The organism is Sphingomonas sp. (genome assembly GCF_013812825.1).
Taxonomy (GTDB): Bacteria; Pseudomonadota; Alphaproteobacteria; order Sphingomonadales; family Sphingomonadaceae; genus Sphingomicrobium.
This window is the reverse complement of sequence record NZ_JACCSU010000076.1, coordinates 1-20,264: the sequence shown is the minus strand read 5'-3', so window position 1 is coordinate 20,264 and position 20,264 is coordinate 1. Positions and strand designations below refer to the sequence as shown.

17 protein-coding genes are annotated in these 20,264 nt (G+C 61.4%); 12 read left to right on the top strand and 5 right to left on the bottom strand.

What is annotated here, in order from left to right; all coding sequences use genetic code 11:
• Positions 1 to 351: 351 nt before the first annotated feature.
• The gene (locus tag H0T81_RS10465; protein ID WP_294012761.1) at positions 352 to 2,256 is read right to left on the bottom strand and encodes an ATP-dependent helicase; all 1,905 of its coding nucleotides are present in this window, start codon (positions 2,254 to 2,256) and stop codon (positions 352 to 354) included.
• Positions 2,257 to 2,258: 2 nt separating this feature from the next.
• Positions 2,259 to 4,289: an AAA family ATPase gene (locus H0T81_RS10460; RefSeq protein ID WP_294012760.1), complete on the bottom strand. Its 2,031-nt coding sequence runs from the start codon at positions 4,287 to 4,289 to the stop codon at positions 2,259 to 2,261.
• Between the two features lie 173 nt (positions 4,290 to 4,462).
• Between H0T81_RS10460 and H0T81_RS10455 the strand changes: the two genes are divergently transcribed.
• The 10 genes from H0T81_RS10455 (at position 4,463) to H0T81_RS10410 (ending at position 15,261) form a co-directional block, all read left to right on the top strand.
• The gene (locus H0T81_RS10455) at positions 4,463 to 5,035 is read left to right on the top strand and encodes a hypothetical protein (RefSeq protein ID WP_294012758.1); all 573 of its coding nucleotides are present in this window, start codon (positions 4,463 to 4,465) and stop codon (positions 5,033 to 5,035) included.
• Positions 5,025 to 5,372: a hypothetical protein gene (locus H0T81_RS10450; protein ID WP_294012756.1), complete on the top strand. Its 348-nt coding sequence runs from the start codon at positions 5,025 to 5,027 to the stop codon at positions 5,370 to 5,372. The genes H0T81_RS10455 and H0T81_RS10450 overlap by 11 nt, the downstream gene beginning before the upstream one ends.
• A 63-nt stretch (positions 5,373 to 5,435) precedes the next feature.
• On the top strand, positions 5,436 to 6,479 hold the full coding sequence (locus H0T81_RS10445) for a DUF4417 domain-containing protein (RefSeq protein WP_294012753.1): 1,044 nt from the start codon (positions 5,436 to 5,438) through the stop codon (positions 6,477 to 6,479).
• Positions 6,480 to 6,507: 28 nt separating this feature from the next.
• A complete protein-coding gene (locus H0T81_RS10440; protein ID WP_294012751.1) occupies positions 6,508 to 7,320 on the top strand; it encodes a hypothetical protein in 813 nt (270 codons plus the stop codon).
• A gap of 367 nt (positions 7,321 to 7,687) precedes the next feature.
• A complete protein-coding gene (locus tag H0T81_RS10435) occupies positions 7,688 to 7,924 on the top strand; it encodes a DUF3489 domain-containing protein (protein ID WP_294012748.1) in 237 nt (78 codons plus the stop codon).
• Positions 7,917 to 8,360, top strand: a complete 444-nt coding sequence (locus H0T81_RS10430) for a DUF2924 domain-containing protein (RefSeq protein ID WP_294012746.1) — start codon at positions 7,917 to 7,919, stop codon at positions 8,358 to 8,360. The genes H0T81_RS10435 and H0T81_RS10430 overlap by 8 nt, the downstream gene beginning before the upstream one ends.
• Positions 8,357 to 9,931, top strand: a complete 1,575-nt coding sequence (locus H0T81_RS10425) for a recombinase family protein (RefSeq protein ID WP_294012743.1) — start codon at positions 8,357 to 8,359, stop codon at positions 9,929 to 9,931. The genes H0T81_RS10430 and H0T81_RS10425 overlap by 4 nt, the downstream gene beginning before the upstream one ends.
• 130 nt (positions 9,932 to 10,061) lie before the next feature.
• A complete protein-coding gene (locus tag H0T81_RS10420) occupies positions 10,062 to 11,582 on the top strand; it encodes a PIN domain-containing protein (RefSeq protein WP_294012740.1) in 1,521 nt (506 codons plus the stop codon).
• A gap of 650 nt (positions 11,583 to 12,232) precedes the next feature.
• Positions 12,233 to 13,720, top strand: coding sequence for a hypothetical protein (locus H0T81_RS10415; RefSeq protein WP_294012738.1), 1,488 nt, complete (start codon positions 12,233 to 12,235; stop codon positions 13,718 to 13,720).
• Positions 13,717 to 15,261, top strand: coding sequence for a DUF3482 domain-containing protein (locus tag H0T81_RS10410; protein WP_294012735.1), 1,545 nt, complete (start codon positions 13,717 to 13,719; stop codon positions 15,259 to 15,261). The genes H0T81_RS10415 and H0T81_RS10410 overlap by 4 nt, the downstream gene beginning before the upstream one ends.
• Before the next feature lie 35 nt (positions 15,262 to 15,296).
• Here H0T81_RS10410 and H0T81_RS10405 read toward each other — a convergent pair whose 3' ends face one another.
• From H0T81_RS10405 to mddA, 3 genes are all read right to left on the bottom strand, one after another.
• A complete protein-coding gene (locus tag H0T81_RS10405) occupies positions 15,297 to 15,554 on the bottom strand; it encodes a GlsB/YeaQ/YmgE family stress response membrane protein (protein WP_294012732.1) in 258 nt (85 codons plus the stop codon).
• Positions 15,555 to 16,780: 1,226 nt separating this feature from the next.
• Positions 16,781 to 16,951, bottom strand: a complete 171-nt coding sequence (locus H0T81_RS10400; RefSeq protein ID WP_294012729.1) for a hypothetical protein — start codon at positions 16,949 to 16,951, stop codon at positions 16,781 to 16,783.
• 261 nt (positions 16,952 to 17,212) lie between these two features.
• Entirely contained in the window at positions 17,213 to 17,950 is a 738-nt protein-coding gene (mddA, locus tag H0T81_RS10395; protein ID WP_294012726.1) for a methanethiol S-methyltransferase, read from the bottom strand.
• A gap of 115 nt (positions 17,951 to 18,065) precedes the next feature.
• Here mddA and H0T81_RS10390 point away from each other — a divergent pair, with 115 nt between their 5' ends.
• Together H0T81_RS10390 and fdxA are read left to right on the top strand one after the other, a co-directional pair.
• Positions 18,066 to 19,337, top strand: a complete 1,272-nt coding sequence (locus H0T81_RS10390) for an alpha/beta fold hydrolase (protein ID WP_294012723.1) — start codon at positions 18,066 to 18,068, stop codon at positions 19,335 to 19,337.
• A 435-nt stretch (positions 19,338 to 19,772) separates the two neighbouring features.
• Entirely contained in the window at positions 19,773 to 20,111 is a 339-nt protein-coding gene (fdxA, locus tag H0T81_RS10385; protein ID WP_294012720.1) for a ferredoxin FdxA, read from the top strand.
• The last annotated feature ends 153 nt before the right edge of the window (positions 20,112 to 20,264 follow it).

Below are 20,264 nucleotides of genomic sequence, written 5' to 3'. Positions count from 1 at the left end.
CCTGTTCCGACATCTAATGATGAGTGATGTCACGTCTAACGACGGTTCGGGGCCTCCCTTCACCATCGGCCAAACACGCGCAGCCCGCGCAGAGGAATTAGCGAGCCAGAGACATCAGTAGGTCATCAGTCCTCAAGGAAATCCAGCCAGTCCTGTTCGAGGTTCATCAGGTCGACATGCAGATCTTTCGTACGGCTCACGGGCCTCTCACACTAATTGATTGCCTGAACTCCGGGTGCCCTGGAAAAACTCGCTGCTCGAGAGCTGGTTCAACGCATCCGCCCCGCGTGCGGACGGTAGCCGATCCGCGAAGGTTCAAAGATCCGGCCGTTTTTAGCCTCCTTAATCTCGTCAGGCGACCTGCTTGATGGTGACGCCGGCTTTCTCGAGCAGCTGATAAAGAGTCGCGATCTTGGTTCGGCCGCCACGGCTTGGGCAATAGGTGAAAATGACGCGCTGCTTGGCGCGGGTGAAGGCAACGAAGAAACCAGCTGTGGCCTCGATTTGATCTGCGTCAAAGCTCCACCACGCGCCATCGTCCAATCCGACGAAGATCACCGTGTGATATTCCAGGCCCTTGCTCTTGTGGATGGTCATCAAGGGCACCGCCTGAAGCCCCTCGTAGGTATCGAGCGCCTCGCTCCAGCTCGCCGCATCCTCCGACGATGCATAAAGGTGGAGCGACGCGGCTTCGATCACCTTGTCGAACCAGTCGCCCTGAGCATAAGCCGGATGGACCGCGATCAGCCGGTCGCGCCCGACGAAGTCGAGGACGTCACCGACCAACTCGCGCGCCTCCTCGGGAGATTCCGGTGGCTCTTCGTATGTCTTCGTAAGCTGGCAGACGAAGGTGTCGAGCAGTTTGGCGAACTTCGCCTGTGCAGCGTCGTCCTCCGGGTGGATGCCTCGCAGCAGTCCGAGCATATGCTGGCATTCGCTCCAATGTCGACCCGCACGACTGGTCATGGCCAGACGCAGGATCGAAACCAGCAGCTCCGAAGCTTCCTCGGCGAGAAGGTCCTGCAGCATCACCTCTCCGACCAGGCCAGCCTCGTTACGGAGCGGAATGCCCGCTTTCCGGAAGGCTGGCTCCAACACCTCGGCATAATCGACCGCCCTCTGGCGGACGAGCAGCACGAAATCCCGGGGCGAGAGATCGTGCGTCTTCATCTCTGACTGGACTAATCCGACCAGCTTCTTGGCTTCGACTTCGGGCGATGAAAAATCGAAGATCGCGCAGCTCTTTCCGGAAACGGTCGCGGCCGCCTTCGAGACTGGCTCGACCGCGCGGTCGTCGAGCGCCTTGGCGAGCATATGCTGGATGCGCACAAGGTCAGGCGACGAACGGTAATTGTTGTAGAGCGGCGTTTGGATGGCGTCGAAATCCGCGTTGAAAGCCGCGAACGGATTGTCCATCGCCATCGCCCAGCGCATGATCTGCTGCTTGTTGTCGCCTACCGCAGTGACCACCGTATCGGAGCCGAGGAAAATAGTTCGCACAAGATCATATTGGACCTGCGTCGTGTCTTGGAACTCGTCCATGAACAGGTGCGAGTAAGTTAGGCGAAGTGCTTCCGTCGCCATCGGATTGAGGCGGAGGATCAGCTCCGCGAGCCGGCCGAGCATGGGAAAGGAGAGAAAGGTCTGCTTTCCCTTGTGAAGTGAGGTCTGCCAAAATAGGTCGGCCGCCCATTGAGCAGGCGTTGGCTTCGACCAGCCGGCTTCGGGCAGCCGCGCACCAAGGAGGTGTCGCCGCTCGAAGGATTTGACGCGGATCGCGCGGATGTCGTGTTCCGTGCCCACCGATTTGGGCGGGGAGCTCGCCTCCTGCTCGAGGAATCCCCGGAACATCGGGTCGTTCGGAAACATCAGCTCATAATTCGGACGGGGCCGCCAGCGCTTGGGCAGTGCCTGGCCAAACCGGTCCACCAGCCCTTTTGCGAAGGCGTCGAAGGTCAGGGAATCGAAGCGCAGCGCATGGTTGCGGTGGCAGCGCTGCCACACGCGTGCGGCGAGGTTCCTGGCGGCATCGCTCTTGAAGCTAGTCGCTAGGATACGCCGCGGCGGCGGCGCGGCCCCGGTCTGGAGCAGAAACGAGGCACGCTGCGCCAATAGCTCCGTCTTTCCAGCGCCAGGGCCAGCGATCACCGAACGATTGTGGGCCGAGCGGACGACCTTCATCGCATTGGCTTCGAGTTCGTCGACGCCGATCGGTTGCCAATCCTCCGAGCGGACGCGGCGGGCGAGCAGCGCCATCCTCAGTCCCGCCGCAGCTCTTTTTCGACGTGGGTCAGCAGTCGCTTCAGCATCGGCGGCATGTCGGCCTTCAACGCCTTGTCCTTAATATGGGTGAGCGCCGCTAGATGCGTCGCCGGCTTACTCCGGGTGAGGAAATGATATCGATAAGCTGGCATCAGCGCCGGATAGTCCTTGAGCGGACCGGTATAGATGCTGATCCCCTTGCCCGCGGTCCCGAGCACGGCTTCAGCCGCCTTTTCGGCAGTCATCTTCGGCCCGCCTCCCGCCGGAATCGTCGCTTGATAAGCGTCCGGGAACCGCTTCAGCATGGCAAGATCGAGATCGAGCGGCGTTGAGAAATAGAGGCCGTATGGCTCAAGGTCTCTGACCCAGGTTTGCAGCGTCTTATGGTCCTCGGTGTATTCCCAATCATGCATCTCGGCGAACTCCTCGTCGCTGAGAACGCCGGAGTTAGTGTCGAGCAACTCCGACTTCGAGGCGCCGAACTCGACCAAACTTTCGATCGCATTCTTGACCCGGCCCCAACCGGCACCGGAGCGGCCAAGATCCAAATCGAGCAAGGTCGCGTGCGGAATGCCGAGACCCTTCAATAGCCGCCAGAAATGAACAACGTGACGGCCGGCCAAGGGCACGATCGCTGCGAAAGCAGGATCGATTAGGAGGTCGAGTGCTTCGGCCAAACGCGGCAGCACGATCCGCTCGGAATCGCCTTCGACGAGAATGACGAAGCGCGCAAAATAAAGCTCGGGATACGCGAGGAGGGCGCCACGCACAAACTTGGCTTCCTCGTCGCTGCCGCGTGGCATCTTGATGGACTTGACCGACGTCACTCGCGTCTTCGGGGCGCAGCGGCAATAGCGGACCTCGCGCGGATCGACCCGGCTGAGCACCGCCGGCGAGTGGCTGGTGATGATCGCTTGTGCGCTGCCTTCTTCAGTGAGCGAGCGCACCTGCCGGACGATTCGGGCGAGGAAGAAGGGGGAGAGATGGTTCTCCGGCTCCTCGATCGCGAGGATCGTCAAGGCCGGGATTTTCAGCTGATCGTCCATGAATCCTTCAACCTTCGCGGCGACAACCTGCCGCTCAAGGTCGAACACCGCCGCGGCCAGCGCGAAATAGAAGAGTGATTGCTGGCCATCGCTCAGTGCATCGAGGCCCCGTTCGCGCCCGTCGGGCCCCTGTTCGAACAGCACCGCCACCTTGTTGACGATCTCATCAAAGCGCCGGCTGACAAGGCTGAGCCGTGGCTTGGTGTCGACCACCTCGTCATGGAGATCGCTCCACCGGGCCTTTAGAGCGTCGCTGATCGCCTTGATCGCGGCTTCGGCTTCGAACGCCGTGGCCAGCTCGTCGCTGGCCTTTTCGACCGCGGTCTCGGTTTTCGAAGACCAGTCGATCGCCCGCAGCAGCCGCGCACCGAGCGCGCCGGTACTGGCGCGGATTTGCGCCGCCGCATCACGGCTCGCGGGAGTATAATAAAGCTGGATGAGGCCGCGATCGGCGGCTGCGACAGGGTGGCAGACTGTCTCGTCCGGCGTCTCGTCGAGAGAGTCGACCCAGGAAAGCTGCTGCGCGACCTCACCCTCGAGCGTGCCGTCGTCCTCCCAGCTAGCGTCGAGCCGGAGTCGACAGACTGGTGCCTTGCCCGTCCTCTCGATCTGCATGTGCCGAAAAGGCGGCGCGATCGTCTCAGAGGTCGCCGTTCCGTCGATCAGCTCGGGGAAGGCGATTAGAACGTCGATGAACAGGCTTTTGGAGGCGATGTTGTCAGGACTCTCCTGTGCGCCAATGTGGAAGTCGGAGCGCTGGACGGTACGCTGCGCGCGCGTCAGTCCGAACAATTTCGCCAACGCCTGCAGGAGGGCTGTCTTGCCGGCGGCGTTAGGTCCGATGACCGCGACGATGTCCTTCGCCAACGAGACCGTGACGGGCTCGGGGCCGAAACAGCGGAAGCCGGACAGGGTAACGCTCTCGAGACGCAATTGAACCTTTCTGTTCTGACGACTTCGATTGTGGCGCGGCTGCGGCATAAATTCTAGCAAGATCGGGCAAAATCTCGCCTATAATTTAGATACTAGGTGGATTGCTGGCGGCTGACCGGGGCCCGGCTGGTCAGCTTTGGGAGTTTGGAAGCGCAATCGCGCGACCTTGACTTGAACAGAGAATCATCTATCTCACGTGGAAAGCGTGAGATAGATGATCTATGACTATCGACATATCGGCATTAGCAGGGGGCAGCATCCTCTCGGGCGCACCGAGCGGGCGTGCGCTCTACACGAAGCTGGTCGAGTTGCTGCCGGCCGAGCCAGCCGCGCCCGAGCCTTTGTATCTCGATTTCTGCGCAGTCGCCGTTGCGACTGCAAGCTTCCTTCGGGAGTCGGTACTGGCATTCCGCACCTTCGTGCGCGGTCGCCGCTCCAACTTCTACCCAGTCCTGGCAAACGCAACCAACGATGTTATCGATGAGCTAGTCGAACTCGTCCACCCGCGAGGTGACGTGCTTATGACCTGCAGACTCGCAGACGATGGACATGTGTTGCGCTGGAGTTACGTCGGCAAGCTCGACCCAATGCAGCAGTTAACCTTCGATCTCGTCACCCGGCTTGGCGAAACCAGTGCGAGCCAGTTGATGGAAATCGACAAGGGCCAAGTCAAAGCTACGGCTTGGAACAATCGTTTGGCCTCCTTGTCGACTCTTGGACTCATATGCGAACAGTCGCATGGAAGAACTAAGATTTACAAAGCAATGTTCTCAGGGGGCGGCAATGGGTGCTGATTTCAAGGAAAAGACGAAAAAGTCATTCGAGAAATGCTGGGATAAAGCTGCAGTTGCTGCGAACACGCCCGACTTGTTCAGCAAGGCGCCGGACCACGCCCCCAATCGCTGGGAGGCCGAGCCGATCGGCAACGCTACAGTTGCCGTGGGCGAGACAATTCTGGTGCGCATCGAGAGCGGTGCTCTGATCGGCCGCCGCGGTCTGTCGCCGGTACTGACCATCACCAAACCGACCGCCCGGCTGATCGACTCGATGACGCAAGGGTGCAAGATCGCCCGCGCCGCCGTGGTAGCAGCCGATCCAATCAGCGGCGTTCTCGAGGTCACCGTTAGCTAGAGGCAAGTAGAGATGGCCCTTCATCGACGCGCGTTCAAAAGCTACTGGAGTACGCCCGAGGCAATGATGTCGCTGGGGTGTACTGGCTGTCCCGACCTGGACCTTTGCGGCGGACAAACCATTGCCGGCGCCGGCTTCAACTGTCTCGATCATTGCTGCGGTAAGCGGGACACCTGCCAGATTGTCTGCCCCAACGCCGAGGTATTCGTCGATCGGTTGCGCGAGGTCGAAGGGCTCGATTTGGCCACGCCGCAGGCCGCGCCGCTCGCCCCACCCACGTGCCCAGTCTATCTACCGATGTTCTTCCACGGCAGCGGCGTAAGCGGGCGCCTCGCTGTCCCGGCAGTCGCAATACCCCTCTATCGTTTTTTCGACCGTACGGCCGACTGCCGGTTTAACTGTGCGGAAGATGCCTCGCGCTTCTACCATGTCGAATCGGGGACCGCGCTGTTTTTGTCCGGCGTTGCGCAGGACCATGAGGTCGAGCGCTGGTGGATGCTTGAGGCGCGCGGGCGTATTAAAGCGATCCGCAATCTGCGCCGTCTCGGTGTTGCGATGGTGACGACCCCCAACTTCTCACTAATGGTCGACCGGCCGCGCTGGGACGACATGCATTCAATGACCAGGATTGCGCAGGTCTTTCACGAGCTGATCTCGGAAGGTCAACCGGCAGCCCTTCATGTCAATGGACGCACGCGACATGATTTTGTGCGCTGGGCCGATTATATTGTCGCGCACCCGGAAGTAACCCACATTGCCTATGAGTTCACAACGGGCGCCAAAAGCTCGCTGCGCATGCTGCAGCACGCCGCATGGCTCATTGAGCTCGCTGGTGCCGTAGGACGCCGGCTCGGCCTCGTGGTGCGCGGGGGGGCGCAGATTGTGGGCCTTCTCTCCCGATATTATGAGCTGAGCTACATCGACAGTTCGCCCTTCGAGAAGGCACAGCACCGCGAGATCGCGATGATCGACCCGGAGGGGCAGCGTCGCTGGCTTAAGCGCCCGACCTCCGTCGGCGAGCCAGTCGATAGCCTCCTCTACGAGAATATCCGGGTCTCCGAGCGGTGGTTCCAAGCTTTGGTGCCGATGCTCAAGCTTGCTGCCTGACTTGCTCTCACCACCGTTTGACTACCGTGTGGTCGACGGGCTTGGCCGTGCGCATCAGCGTGGACGCCAACCTCGACTCAACGGACTTATGTTTCGTGGCGGCGCTGCCGGCCCCGTCGTCGAGTTTGCCCATCTTGACGCGGTGGGTGATCTTCCCGGCCTCCGTGCAGAATCATGGTTCGACGAAGCATCCCTCGGTCCGCTTCTTGCAGCTATTGTCACGGGTCGGCAGCAATGGCTTGCGCAGGATGGTCGACAAGGGCTGATAATTGGCGACGGCTTCGCGCACGAGACTGTCCTCAACAGTTTCAAGATCGATGCGCACAAGGCGGCGCTCGGTGCTGGGTTCGGCGGGTCGGCGGCGTTGCTGATCGCCGCGCTCGGCGAGTTGGCCGGCAATGTCGTCGATCATTCGGAAGCCACCGGCAGTGGTGTTGCGCTATTTTCTGCGAACCCTGGTGTGTTCGAGCTTGTTGTGGCCGATCGCGGCATCGGGGCGCGCAGGAGCCTGACCCAGAACCCCGAGCACGCGGGCTTGCACGACGAAGGTAGTGCGCTTGAGGCAATGGTGGAGACCGGCGTATCTCGGTTCGCACGGGGCACCGGACATGGCAATGGATTTCGGCCAATTTTCGAGAAGCTCGCCGATATGACTGGTCATCTTCGGTTCCGATCGGGCGACTACGCGCTGACGCTCGACGGCAGGTTCGGTGATCGGGTGGCAAGACAGTTGGGCCAAAAACCCTTGCTGCATGGCTTTCTCGCAGCCGTAACGTGCCAATGTGCGTGGAACACGGCCTCGGCTGAGCGCGCAGTGCGCTCTACGACGCACCGACCCTAAACGAGTCTTTCAAGAAGCGACCGCCGACGGCTCTACCTTTAGCTTGAGGCCCGCGAGCGAAGAGGCCCGCACAAGCGCCTCCACACTTGTGTCCTCCAGCAACATTCCAGCGCGTGTGCAGAGCTGCTCAACAGCGACCTTTTTCCCCATGTGTGCCTTGAGTCTCGGCCATGCCGCACCATGCACTCATGTCCGTGCCGCAAGTCCAGACGCAGCTTTCAGCCGGCGCTCTTTCGACTGGACTGGTGCCGCATAGCGAGCATTGCTGTTGGCCGTAATGACGAACGTGGCCGCTCGACCTTGAGGTCCAGCGGCTTGGGTCAGTGCAAGCCGACGCAGTTCCGCACCGGTAGCAAGGAGACCCACGATGGCAGCCTCAACAAAGCCTCGAACGAAGTCGGCAACGGTCAACCGCCTCCTCTCGCGCGAGAAGGGCGCAACTCTCGACGAAATTGCAAAGGCGACCGAGTGGAAACCGCACAGCTGCCGCGCCTTTCTCACCGGCATGCGCAAGAAAGCGCGCGTGATGCGGCAGGAGCGCCCCGATGGGGCAACCAGCTATCGGATTGTTCAGGAGCGCGCCCAGGAGCCGCTCAGTGAGTAGTTTCGAGCGGAGGCTGGCAGATCTCTACGCCATGACGCCGGCGCAGTTACGCGCTGAGTGGAGAGACTGCTGGCGTAAACCGGCACCGGAGATCGGCCCCGACCTGCTGCGTCGAGGAATCGCGTGGAAGAGACAGTCCCGCGTTCACGGAGATCTCCCATCGCAGGCGCGGCGCGAGATCGAAGCTGTTCTCAGTCGCCTGAGTGCCGGCAAGCCTGCGGTTGATGACGAGCGCATCTCACTCAGACCCGGAACCAGGCTTGCGCGTGAATGGCGCGGTACGATGCATCAGGTGGTAGTGCTTGAACGGGGTTACGAACATGAAGGTCGGAACTACAGCAGCCTTACTCAGGTCGCCTCGGCCATAACCGGTGCGCACTGGTCGGGACCGCGCTTCTTCGATCTCAAAGGTCGTAAGGCGCCGCAGAAGCCATGACGCCGAAGCGCTGCGCCATTTACACACGCAAGTCGACCGAAGAGGGGCTGGAGCAGGCGTTCAACAGCCTTGATGCGCAGCGTGAAGCGTGTGCGGCCTACATCCTCAGCCAGGCTCATGAGGGCTGGCAACAGGTCCACGAGCACTATGACGATGGCGGCTGGTCCGGCGGGAACATGGATCGACCAGGACTCAGACAGCTGCTTGATGCTGTGTCCGCCGGCAATGTCGATGTGATCATCGTCTACAAGGTGGACCGGCTGACCCGCAGCCTCGCGGACTTTGCGCGCATCGTGGACACGCTCGACAAGGCTGGCGCCTCATTCGTCAGCGTCACTCAGGCATTTAACACCACCAACAGCATGGGCCGGCTTACGCTGAACGTGCTGCTCTCCTTCGCGCAGTTCGAGCGGGAGGTCACCAGCGAGCGCATCCGGGACAAAGTCGCTGCCTCAAAGAAGAAGGGTATATGGATGGGTGGCCCGGTGCCGCTCGGATACAGGCTTGGCGATCGGAACCTCCTCATGGACGACGATGAAGCGGAGATCGTCCGCTCCATCTTCCGGCGCTACACAGAGCTGCGATCAGTCACCAAGCTCGTCGAAGAGCTCGCGCAAAAGAACGTTAGGACCAAGGTGCGGCAGTACAGCAATGGCCGCACCGCGGGCGGTGTGCACTTCCAGCGTGGTTCATTGTCTCAGCTGTTGCAGAACCCGATTTACACCGGGAAGGTGAGCTACAGTGGCGAGCTGTACGATGGCGAGCATGAAGCCATCATCGCTGCAGATGACTGGGCCGAGGTCCAGCAGATCCTTGCTGCCAATCGCCATGAGCGGAAGCTTGGTAAGCAGACGCGATACCCGAGTCTGCTGACCGGAATGATCAGCGATCCTGACGGACGGGCGATGACGCCCGTGTCCACGCAGAAGGGCAGCCGACGGCATCATTATTATGTCACCCGATTGAAGCCGGGTGAAGACAGAGTGCTAGCCTGGCGAGTGGCGGCAGGCGAGATCGACAGAGCCGTGATCAATGCAGTCGGCGGCTGGCTGAGGTCGCACGAGCGTCCCTGCGAAATACGGCGGCTGATGTCTGACCGCGAACTTGCCGACGATCTGTTCGGCTTCTCAGTGCCTGAGCAGCGGAAAGTTCTGGTCGACCTTGGTCTGAAGGTACAGCTCGGGAAGACGGAGCTGCGCCTCAGGATTGGTGACGAGGCGCAGCCTAGTGTCAGCTTGCCCATGCGCATGGTCCATCGTGGAACTGAACTGAAGTTGGTTCTGGAGAGTGGAGGCTCACAGAGAGCCCCAGACCCTGTGCTTCTCAAACTGGTGGCCTTGGCCATGAGCGCCCGAAAGTCGCTCTTCTCCAGCAAAGCCGATCAGCTCACTTCGCACTACAGCAAGCGGCACCTTTGGCAGCTTCTCCGGATCAGCTTCCTGGCTCCGGATATCATCGCCGCCATCGTCGAGGGGCGTCAGCCGCCCTCGTTGACAGGTCGCCGGCTGCTGCGCATGACGGACCTGCCGGTCGACTGGGGAGGTCAACGCCGCGTCCTCGGCTTCAACTAGGGTCAGAACTGCATCGGTGGCTGGGAAATGACCAGTCACCATTCCACCAGCAGTGCAATTAGCTTACCAAAATTGGCGACCGCTGGGGTACGACCTTCCCCAATCAAACGTTCGGCTCCATATCCGGGGCATGACCACGACGCCGTCGCCCAACAATACTCCGAACGTGCTGCACGTCGTTCCCGACGTAAACGTGCTCATCCACGGCAAGGCCTTGCCCGACCTTCCTTGGAGCGAACTTGGCCGCAACGAGATCGAAGTGCTGATCGTAGCCCCCGCTGTGCGCGAGATCGACAATCTCAAGACGCAGAGCGGCCGTCCGAACAGGCTCGCGCGCAACCTCAGCAGCAGCATTCGAAAGCTCGGGCCCGGCGAACGCGCCGAGGTTCGCAAGGCGAACCCGCACGTCGTCAAGCGGGTTGAGCTCAAACCTGTCGTGAAGGCCAGGAACGGCCTGCGACTCGACCATGCGGATCAGGCGCTGATCAACTATGCACTGCACCTGCGAGCCGAGGGCCTCGACGTGCTGCTCCTCACCGACGACACGATCTGCGGCGCAACGGCGAGCGAGTTCGGGCTTCCCGTCAAGCTTCTGCCCGAGCATTGGCTTCGAGACGCGGAACCGGACGATCGCGAGAAGACCATCGTGCGCCTCCAGGAAGAGAACCGGCGACTGCAGGCCGCGGAACCCCGCATCGAGCTGGCGTTCAGGGCTCCGGACCGGGAGGCGCTGCGCACTCTGGAGGCCGAGGTGGTCCGCTGGCTCCCGCTCGAAGAGAGCGAGGTGGCGGCGCTGATGGAGGAGGTCGAACATCTCTGTCCGCCAGCGACCTCGTTCGAGCGGCCTAGCGCGCCGACCGACGCTTTCGGTGAGGCCTCGCGGCGGCTGGCCGACGTCGTGCGCATGTCCGGGCTTCTGCAGCGCGAGGTCTACGAGCCGGCGACCAACGAGGAAATCGAGCGCTACAAGACGAAGGACTATCCGGCTTGGCTGGCGGAGGTGCGAAGAGCGCTGGAGTCCCTGCATCACGACCTGCAGGGGAGGACGCGCTGGCCCTCCGTTGTGGTCGAGGCGGCGAACGTCGGCACCCGGCCCGCGCTCGACGTGAGGTTGCGAATGGCGGCCCACGGCGCCTTCACCATAACCTGCTCGGACGATGGTGACGAAGAGGAGGGCGAGGAGGCGCCGGTGTCGACTGAGCCGTTCCGCCTGCCCCTGCCGCCGGCGCCGCCGCGCGGGCGGCTTAGGGCGACCGGACTCCTAGGGCTTGACTGGGCGACGGGGCAGATCGACGCCTCGTCGCTTCGGACGCTCGACATCCCGCGGCTTGGCCCGCCGCCGGCGCGACAGGCGGATGCCTTCTACTGGCGTTCCGGCCGCAATGGGCCGACGAAGCTGAAGGAGCTCGAGTGTATGTCCTGGCGCCACCATCGCGACGACGCCATGCAGTTCGAGCTGACGATCAGCTCCGACGAGCTCGTCGATAACGGGGGTGCGCTCGAAATCGACGTGCACGCCGCCAATCTGTCCGATCCTGCGTCGGCAAAGCTGCCCGTCCGTATCCGCTTCGCCGACGCCGCGACTCTGACGGAAGCCGAGAAGCTGGTGCAGGTGCTCGGCGGCGCGGCGCGGACGCACAAGCGCCTGTAATCTGCCCTCGACGCCGTCCAGTCGGGCGACGCTTCGCGCTCGGGCAGCGCGCTTGCTCACTGGCCGACCAACGCATGCCACATCCATGAGCGAGGCGACCGTAAGCATTCACCCAAAGCAGACATAAGGGGCCCTTAATCGCTGGCTGCCTCTGAGTTTCCGAGTGGAAGCAGGCCGGCATCGTAGGTATGGTGTGTCTGCTGGCAGACTTGCGCCGCGTCGCCAGGGCCAGGTCCTCTAGATGCAACCAACGCTGCTGCATCAAATGGCTACTGCAACCGGTGCCAGCAAAAGGGCCTCTCAGAGAAACTCGACCGATTCTACTCCGCTGCGAGCGGCCAAAGTGGTCTCTTGGACCGACTTGCAGATGCTGGCGGGGTGCACATGTCGCGGACCACACGCGACTATTCGGCTTTTCCAGAATGACACTAAGTAATTGTACAGGGGAGATAATTTGGAGTGGTGCCACGCATAGGACTCGAATTTGCGACCCCAATTTGTTGCATCTGCACAAGGCGCTGAAATCGGGGCACATTTTGGGGGAAGCGGAGCCAGAACCGTCTCTGTTTCGGTCAGGCACCTGTCCTTGGCGCGGGGCTAGCGTCGCGTTTGGAGAGTTGTTCGCGCAGATGTGACGGCTAAACTATAGCGTGGCTGGAATCCGACTAGGTGAACACGCAGCGCGCGACGTCCTGCTAGTCCGCGCCATCGAGAGCGAGGACGCTGCAGCCACGGTGCTGACTGGGGACGATCGGCAGTACGCAACGAGCGTAGCGCTGAACTCAACCCGATTAGGAGAGACGGCCGATCGGCGGCAGACGGCGGCATTTCTGGCGCAGCGCGCCCGCCTGGCGCTCGAGAGGCTTGTCGGTCGCTACCCAGCGCTGCAGCAGGCCGGAAATCTGACCCGCTGGCCGCAATTCCTAAACTGGGCATTGCCACTGGGCGCGCTGGTGATTGGACTGATCACGAATGCTATCGAAGGTGATCAGCTCAACATTCTGGCGTTCCCCCTTCTCGGAATGCTCGCCTGGAACCTGGCCGTTTACGTATGGCTACTTTTTAACTGTGCCCGGCGGCTGTTCGGTGGCGTCAAACGCAGTGGCGCGCCCGCTCTTATCAACTGGATGCTGCGTCCAGCGAGTGCGCACTTGGCGGGTCATCCAACCCTCGAACGAGGCGTCATGCGCTTCGGTCGTGACTGGGTTGCCGTGGCAGCGCCCCTCACCCGCTCCCGATTCACTCGAACGCTCCACTTGAGTGCCGCCACGTTCGCTTTGGGGATCGTGGCCGGGATGTTTGCTCGAGCGCGGTACACCGCCAAATATACGGCTGGTTGGGCTGGGACCTGGGCTGGCGCCGAAGCCGAAATTGCGGCCTTGCTAAAGGTGGTACTCGGACCTGCTAGCGCGCTGACGGGGATTTCCTTGCCCACCGTCGAGCGACTGCGTGAGCTCAGAGGCAGCGGGGAAAACGCGGGGGACTGGCTTATCCTGTGGATGGTCACCGCCGCTGCATTCGTGATCCTGCCACGTCTGCTCTTGGCTCTGGCCAGCCTGGTGCGGAGCGCTCACCTCAAACTTCGACTTGCGATCCCTCACGACTTCTACGTCCGACGAGTTTTGCGGGACGCCGTCGGCCGGGCGCGCACGGTCCGCATCGTGCCTTACAGCTTTGATTTAGCAGCTCAGTCGAGAAACAAGCTCAGTCGACTGCTCGTAGACGCACTGGGGGAGAAGACGACGATCGAGATTGAACCATCGATTGCCTATGGCAAAGAAGACGAATGGATCGAAGCCCAGGCGGGGAAGTTAGCTGATGCAGACCAGATCATCGTCTTGTTCAATCTTGCTTCAACGCCAGAGGCCGAAAACCACGGAGAGTTGGTGGATCGGCTTCGACAACAACTCAATGTCCAATCGGAGTTGATGGTCTTCGTCGATGACAGCAGCTTCATGCGCAAGCTGCGCGGCCAAGCGTCCGCACCGCGGCGCCTGGAGGAGCGGCTACTGGCTTGGAGGACCGTGCTCGCACCATGCGAGATCGACCCGATCCGAGTCAGCCTTGACTCGACCGATGAAGATGGGGCCGCGCGGGCGCTCGAGCAGGCCCTTTTGCGCAGTACGAGCGTCAAATGAACAGCGAGCCCTCTGCTGCGGTCCCTTCAGCCGAGACGATCAACCTCAGCCTGATCAGCCACACAAACGCAGGGAAGACCACCCTCGTCCGGACGTTGCTGCAACAGGATGTCGGCGAAGTTCGCGACGCGGCACACGTTACAGAAGTCGCGACGGGCTACGTGATGGTCCAGGACGGGCCCAACACACTCATGCTGTGGGACACTCCGGGGTTTGGCGATACTGCCCGTCTAGTAAGTCGATTGCGGGCCTCTGGTAATCCGATCGGATGGTTCCTGACTCAAGTGTGGGATCGGCTCCGAGACCGACCACTTTGGTCAAGCCAGCAGGCCGTTCGAAATGCTCGAGACGAGGCGAACGTCGTCCTTTATCTGGTGAATGCGAGCGAGGACCCGGCCGGTGCGGCATATGTGCCGCTCGAGATGGAAGTCCTCGCCTGGGTCGGAAAGCCCATTGTCCTGCTGTTGAACCAGACCGGGCCACCTGGCGAGGCCGGCAAAGCCGAAGAACAGCGATGGAGAGAGCACCTCGCGGCGACCGGGTTAGTGAGAGCGACGCTCACTCTCGATGCGTTTGCTCGTTGTTGGGTCCAGGAGCGCACGCTGCTGCGCACGATCGCTCCGCTGCTTGATGACCACAAGCAACAAGCAATGCATGGTCTGATTGCCGCTTGGACCACGCGCAACCTGGAGCGCTTTCACGCTTCGATGAGCGTACTCTCGGAGCAGCTGGCCAGCATTGCCTGCGACCGTGAAGAAATCGGTGATCGCAAGTGGCACGATCGCGTGCGGGGCGCGGTGACGAACCCTACCGGCAGTGACAGTTCTCCCGAAGCGAAGCGGGCGATGGGGCGATTGGGCGAGCGAGTGGATCAGGCCATCCGCAGTTCAACCGATCGCCTCATCGAGCTGCACGGCTTATCGGGTCGCGCCGCCCAGGAAGTGCTCAAACGCATTCGCGACGATTACACTGAAGCCGGTCCCGCGAGGGAAGGAGTTGCCGCCATGCTCGGCGGGCTGGTCTCTGGCGCTGCCGGTGGACTGGCGGCCGACTTGGCCGCGGGCGGACTGACGCTGGGTGCGGGCATGTTGGTCGGCGGCATTCTTGGCGCTGTCGGCGCGGGCTCCGCAGCCCGCGGGTACAACTTGGTGCGGGGTGACGAGAGTAATTCAGTGCGATGGTCAGAAGAGTTCTTCGCCGGGCTCGTTCGATCAGCTTTGCTTCGATATCTGGCCGTGGCGCACTTTGGTCGTGGGCGCGGCGAATGGGAAGAAGGCGAGCACCCTATCGCCTGGCGCGACGCAGTCAGCGAAATCGTAACTGCTGAGCGCGGGAAGATTCGATCAATATGGAGCCAGGCACGAGCCGTTGAGCCGCAAGCGGTGGTTCCGCCCCTTGAGGAGCTTCTCAGTCGTGGCGCGGGTCGATTGCTAGCCAAATTCTATCCGGAGACTTCGGACCTGTTCAGCGGGGAAGGCCGTGCTGAGTTCATTCCCGACAAAGAAAAGGGCGCCCGCCTAATCGGCGAGCGCCCTCACTAATCCACCTACGCGCGTGCTGGCCCCACTCACGGCGTTCAGACAGTCCGGTTCCTTACGACCAGCCGATAGAGAAACAGGAGCAGGATGGCGCCTGCGGTAGCAATCAGGATGTTGACGATGTTTCCGCCGCCAATGCCGAGCTGAGTTGCGATGAATCCCCCGATCACGCCGCCCACAATGCCGATGAGAATGGTGATGAAGATGCCGCCGGGGTCCTTGCCTGGCATGATCAATTTGGCCAGCACGCCAGCAATCAGACCGACTATGATCCAGCCGAGAATACCGTAGTCCATCGCTTCCTCCTCTTTTGTGGCCACTCCATTGCCTTGGAGCCAGCTTAGTGGAAAGGCCCCTCGCGATTGCGGGATCGGATCTGCTTCAGTCGGTGGCTATGACTGCGTGGCTAAACGGTCAGTCCAGATGCCACGACTGACAAGCCATATGTCCGCCCAGCCCGACATGTACCCGCCAAGCCAATCCATCAATCGTCTTCATCGCAATCACCGCAAATTTAGCTTTCGCCGGAAACGACCGGAAAAGCGGATGTTTCCTCGCGAACCTCGCGATTGCGATGCGAGTGGGGTTAGTTCAGGCGGAGTGTCTGCTTTCCACCAAAAGCGGACCGATTGTAGGAACCGAAGCACAGGGTGCGAGTTCTTGGCGTTGAGCGTACCTTCTATTAGCCCGCCGAGAGTGTTCCCCTCTCCGGCGGGCTTTTATTTTGACCGCCCCGACCGACCAGGTTGACTCCCACAACGGCCAGCGCCTTGCATGAGGTCCGAGAGGAACTGCGCCACATCCTCTTCCACATCAGGGATGCGAGCTACTTCTCCGTAGTCGCGTAATGTCCGCTTTCCACCCAAAGCAGACATTAGCGCCGCCCAGGAATGCTTACCGCGCCGGCCACTTCCGAGTGGAAGTATTGAGACGCTGAAGGTATGCTCAACCCGGCAGAATGCGGCTGGCGTTACCGCGGTGCAGCCCTTACGGATGCAAGCAACGCTGCTGCATCAAACCCCCACTGCAACCGGTGCCAGCAAAAACGGCCCTTAGAGAACCTCGGCCGATTGTCGCCTGGAATGCCGGGCCAAAGTGCTCTCTTGGTACAGCCCACCGATCGTGGAGGGGTGCACATGTCCCGGACAATACGCGACAATTCGCCGGTCTGTGATTTTAGCTAGGTTACTGTGTTAGAAGGATAATTCCGAGTGGTGCCGCTTGGGGGACTCGAACCCACGACCCCATCATTACGAAGGCAGTGGTAGAGAAACGAAAATCCTATATGCTTCAGCATCTTAGCTTCCGTTTCCGCCGGCCGGCCGCCGCGGACCCAAGGACGACCCAAAGGCACCGGGGACGGGATCCGAAGCCGCATTGAGCCAAAGTGCTTCTGGTCCAGTCCGGTCTCGCAAAGCGTCCTCCTCCGGACCCACGCGAAGCCTGGATCGGCATACTGTTAAAAGGTTGGCTCTAACGTCCCGAGCGGGTGGAGAAGCGAGGCGGAGCTCCAACCCACGCTTCACCGCTGGCGTTCGTTGCGTGCCATCAGCGGTTTAGAGCCATTGGTGTTCGCAACCAGCTTCGACCGGCAGTCGGCCAGCAGCTCACGGCACTTACTCAGGCTCGCGTTGAGCTCGGCGTTCACCCGCTCCAGATTCTCCAGATCTTGCTTGTCTCGTCGTGAGGCCACGGAAACTTTCGTCCTTCCCCGCATTAACTAATGTGAAGGTTAGTGCCTCGGCTGGTCGAATGGTTAACGGGTGTTGCCGTCAGGCAACTGAGTGAGACACGAATCACGCCATGCGCCGAATGTCCCGCAATGGAGTGGAAGCGGACATTTGCCGAGCACTGCGCAAAGCGTCTTGTTTTGCCCGGCCGTGTGGTAGCGCTAGGTGCGATGCGGCTGAACCAAATGCCGCAGGCGCCAGTGCCTTCGGGTGGAATGAACGGGTCAGGTGCGGCGTCGGATTTTCGGCGTCAGCATGCCGACCCGACTCTGGTAGTCCTCGTAGCCACGACCAAACATGCCGACGAGGTCGCGCTCTTCGTAACGGATCGCGATCAGCATGTAGACCGACATGCCCGCCGCAAGCAGGAGATGGCCAACGGTCATCTGCGGCGTTGCCCAGAACGCGACAAAGAAGCCCACGTACAGCGGGTGCCGGACGTATCGGTAGAGGAAAGGCTCGCGCATCTGCGGCGGTGCCGCTTCGCGCCCCCGCGAGTACAGATACGCCTGCTGGAGTCCAAACAATTCGAAGTGGTTGATGAGGAAGGTGCTTAGCAGGACGATGGACCAGCCGACTCCGAACATCGCCCACAGCGCCGTCTGCGCAGCCTGCGCCTCGACCTCCCAGACAACGGCGTCGATGGGCCTCCAGAACAGGAACAAGATTATCAACGCGAAGCTGGCGAAAAGCACGAAGGTGCTGCGCTCGGCTTGAGGCGGCACGATCCGAGTCCAGGTCCGCTTGAATCCCTGCCGGGCCATGATGCTGTGCTGCAGCCCGAAGAGGGCGATCAGCGCCGCGTTGGTGATCAAAGCGGCGGCCGGGGGCGCCTCCGTCCCGCGATCAACGGTGCGCGGCACAAACGGAAGGTCGCCGACAAACGCGATCAGGTAAAGAAACGTGGCAAAGAAGATCGCATAAGCGAGGACGGCGTAGAGGAGCGTTGCTGCTTTCGACATTCGGCCTCCAAACTTCGGAATCCCCTTCTTCAACCTGTCGGGACATTCGCCAATGACCGGCGGTCCGGAATAATTGATTGAAACACCGGGAGTGATGTATTGCTGGTGGATGCGGATGCACGCTCCCGCCGCGCAGCTGGCGCGCATCGGCTCGACGGTCGCAGATCCTGTCGGTACACTGGCTCGTGCCGACTGCCTCACCGCCTATCGGGAGCCGACGGTCTCGCGCGCGCTGAACATCATTCACACTCGCTATGCGGAAGAGCTGCACGTTTCGACGCTCGCCCGCGAAGCCGGCGTTTCTCGCACCGTGCTCGCCGACAAGTTCACCAGGGTGCTCGGTCAAACGCCGATGCGGTACTGCTCTCGGTGGCGCCTGCGCGTGGCAGCCGGGATGCTGAGGGAAGGGCGCCGCAGCGCGGCAGAGATTGCGTTCCTGGTAGGCTTCGGCAGCGAAGCCGCGTTCAGCCGCGCCTTCAGGCGCGAATACGGTCAGCCGCCAGTGACCTGGAGCCGCTGCCCGCCATCCCGCTCGGCTCCTCTTGATCTGCCGGAGCAGCAGGTCCGATACTGCACTGCGGCCGACGGCACGCGCCTCGCCTGGTCTGCCGTGGGTTCGGGATTCCCGCTGGTGAAAACCGCCAACTGGCTCAACCATATCGAGTTCGACTGGCACAGTCCCGTTTGGCGGCATTGGCTGGCCGAGCTGACCCGGGAAAACTGCCTCATCCGATATGACGAGCGGGGCAACGGGCTTTCCGACTGGGACACTCCAGAGCTCTCGTTCGATGCCTTCGTCGACGATCTTGAAACCGTGATTGACGCCGCGGGGCTGGATCAGTTCGACCTGCTGGGAATTTCCCAAGGCGCTCCGGTGGCGATTGCCTATTCGCTGCGGCACCCCGGTCGGATTCGCCGCATGGTCCTCCTTGGCGGCTACGCGCGCGGCTGGGCACGTCGCCTGGAAGGCGAAGATCTGGCTCGTCGCGAAGCGATGGTCACCCTGACCCGCACCGGCTGGGGCAGCGACAATCCGGCATACCGGCAGATGTTCACCAGCCTGTACATACCGGGCGGAACTGCAGAGCAGCTCGGCTGGTGGAACGAGCTTCAAAAGGTCTCGACGTCTCCGGCCAACGCGGAACGGCTGCAGCGCGCCCTGTCGACGATCGATGTCGCGGCCCTGCTTCCGCACGTGACGGTGCCAACCTTGGTCGCGCATGCCACCCGGGATCAGGTGATCCCACTGGAAGCTGGGAAACCGCTCGCGCACGGTATCCCCGGCGCCCAATTTGTCGAGTTGGACAGCGAAAATCACGTTTTGCTGGAGCATGAGCCTGCATGGCCCATCTTCGTCGCTGCCGCTCGCGAATTCCTCCGAGGGTGAGGTCAGGGTCGCGGGCCTGGTAAAGTCCGGTTTGGGTCGAAAGCAGATAGGCGGCTAATGTCTGCTCAGGGTGGAAAACGGACGTTAGGATAGGGCCGGTGGGCCTCGAGCGTTGAGCGCTAGCCCGAGGCGCCTTATAATAAAGAAGCGTTTTCAATCAGCCGCTTAAGCGAAGTTGGATCGGCATCTGCTGGTAAGTCGTGCGATTATTCCCCAAATGTCATCCGCTACCAGTCGGAAACGACAGTCTTGGGCGCTAATCCGCGCAGTCGTCCATCTTTTTCGGTCTTAGCGCGAGACAGGCAATGAAGGCTGTTTCGGCAAAGAAGGATAGCATTATGACACTCATTGGAACCGTGAACTTGTTTGACGAAGTCAAGGGCTCGATGGGCGACACTCGGACCTAGCGAACGAGCGCAAGGTAGCACCTTTTCCATGACCTACGTCGTCACCGACGCCTGTATCCGCTGCAAGTACATGGACTGCGTCGAGGTCTGTCCCGTCGACTGCTTCTACGAGGGCGAGAACATGCTCGTCATCAATCCCAACGAGTGCATCGACTGCGGTGTGTGCGAGCCCGAATGCCCGGCGGAGGCGATCCTGCCGGATACCGAGAGCGGCCTCGAAAAATGGCTGGAGCTGAACGCGACCTTCTCGACTCAATGGCCGAACATCACCCGCAAGAAGGACAGCCCAGAAGACGCAGACGAACACAAGGGCGAGGAGGGCAAGTACGAAAAGTTCTTCACGCCCGATCCGGGTGCAGGCGACTGATCGCTGAGGAAACTACTCCGACCCGCTGAGCCTTCGCTGGAGAGCACCGTCAGGTACCTGGGCGTTAAAGTAGACGATGCTCTGGTGCTGTCGGAGGCGCTGGAACTCAAAAACGTCCGTTTTGGGTGGAAGCGGACTCTGCCGCTGGTGCGA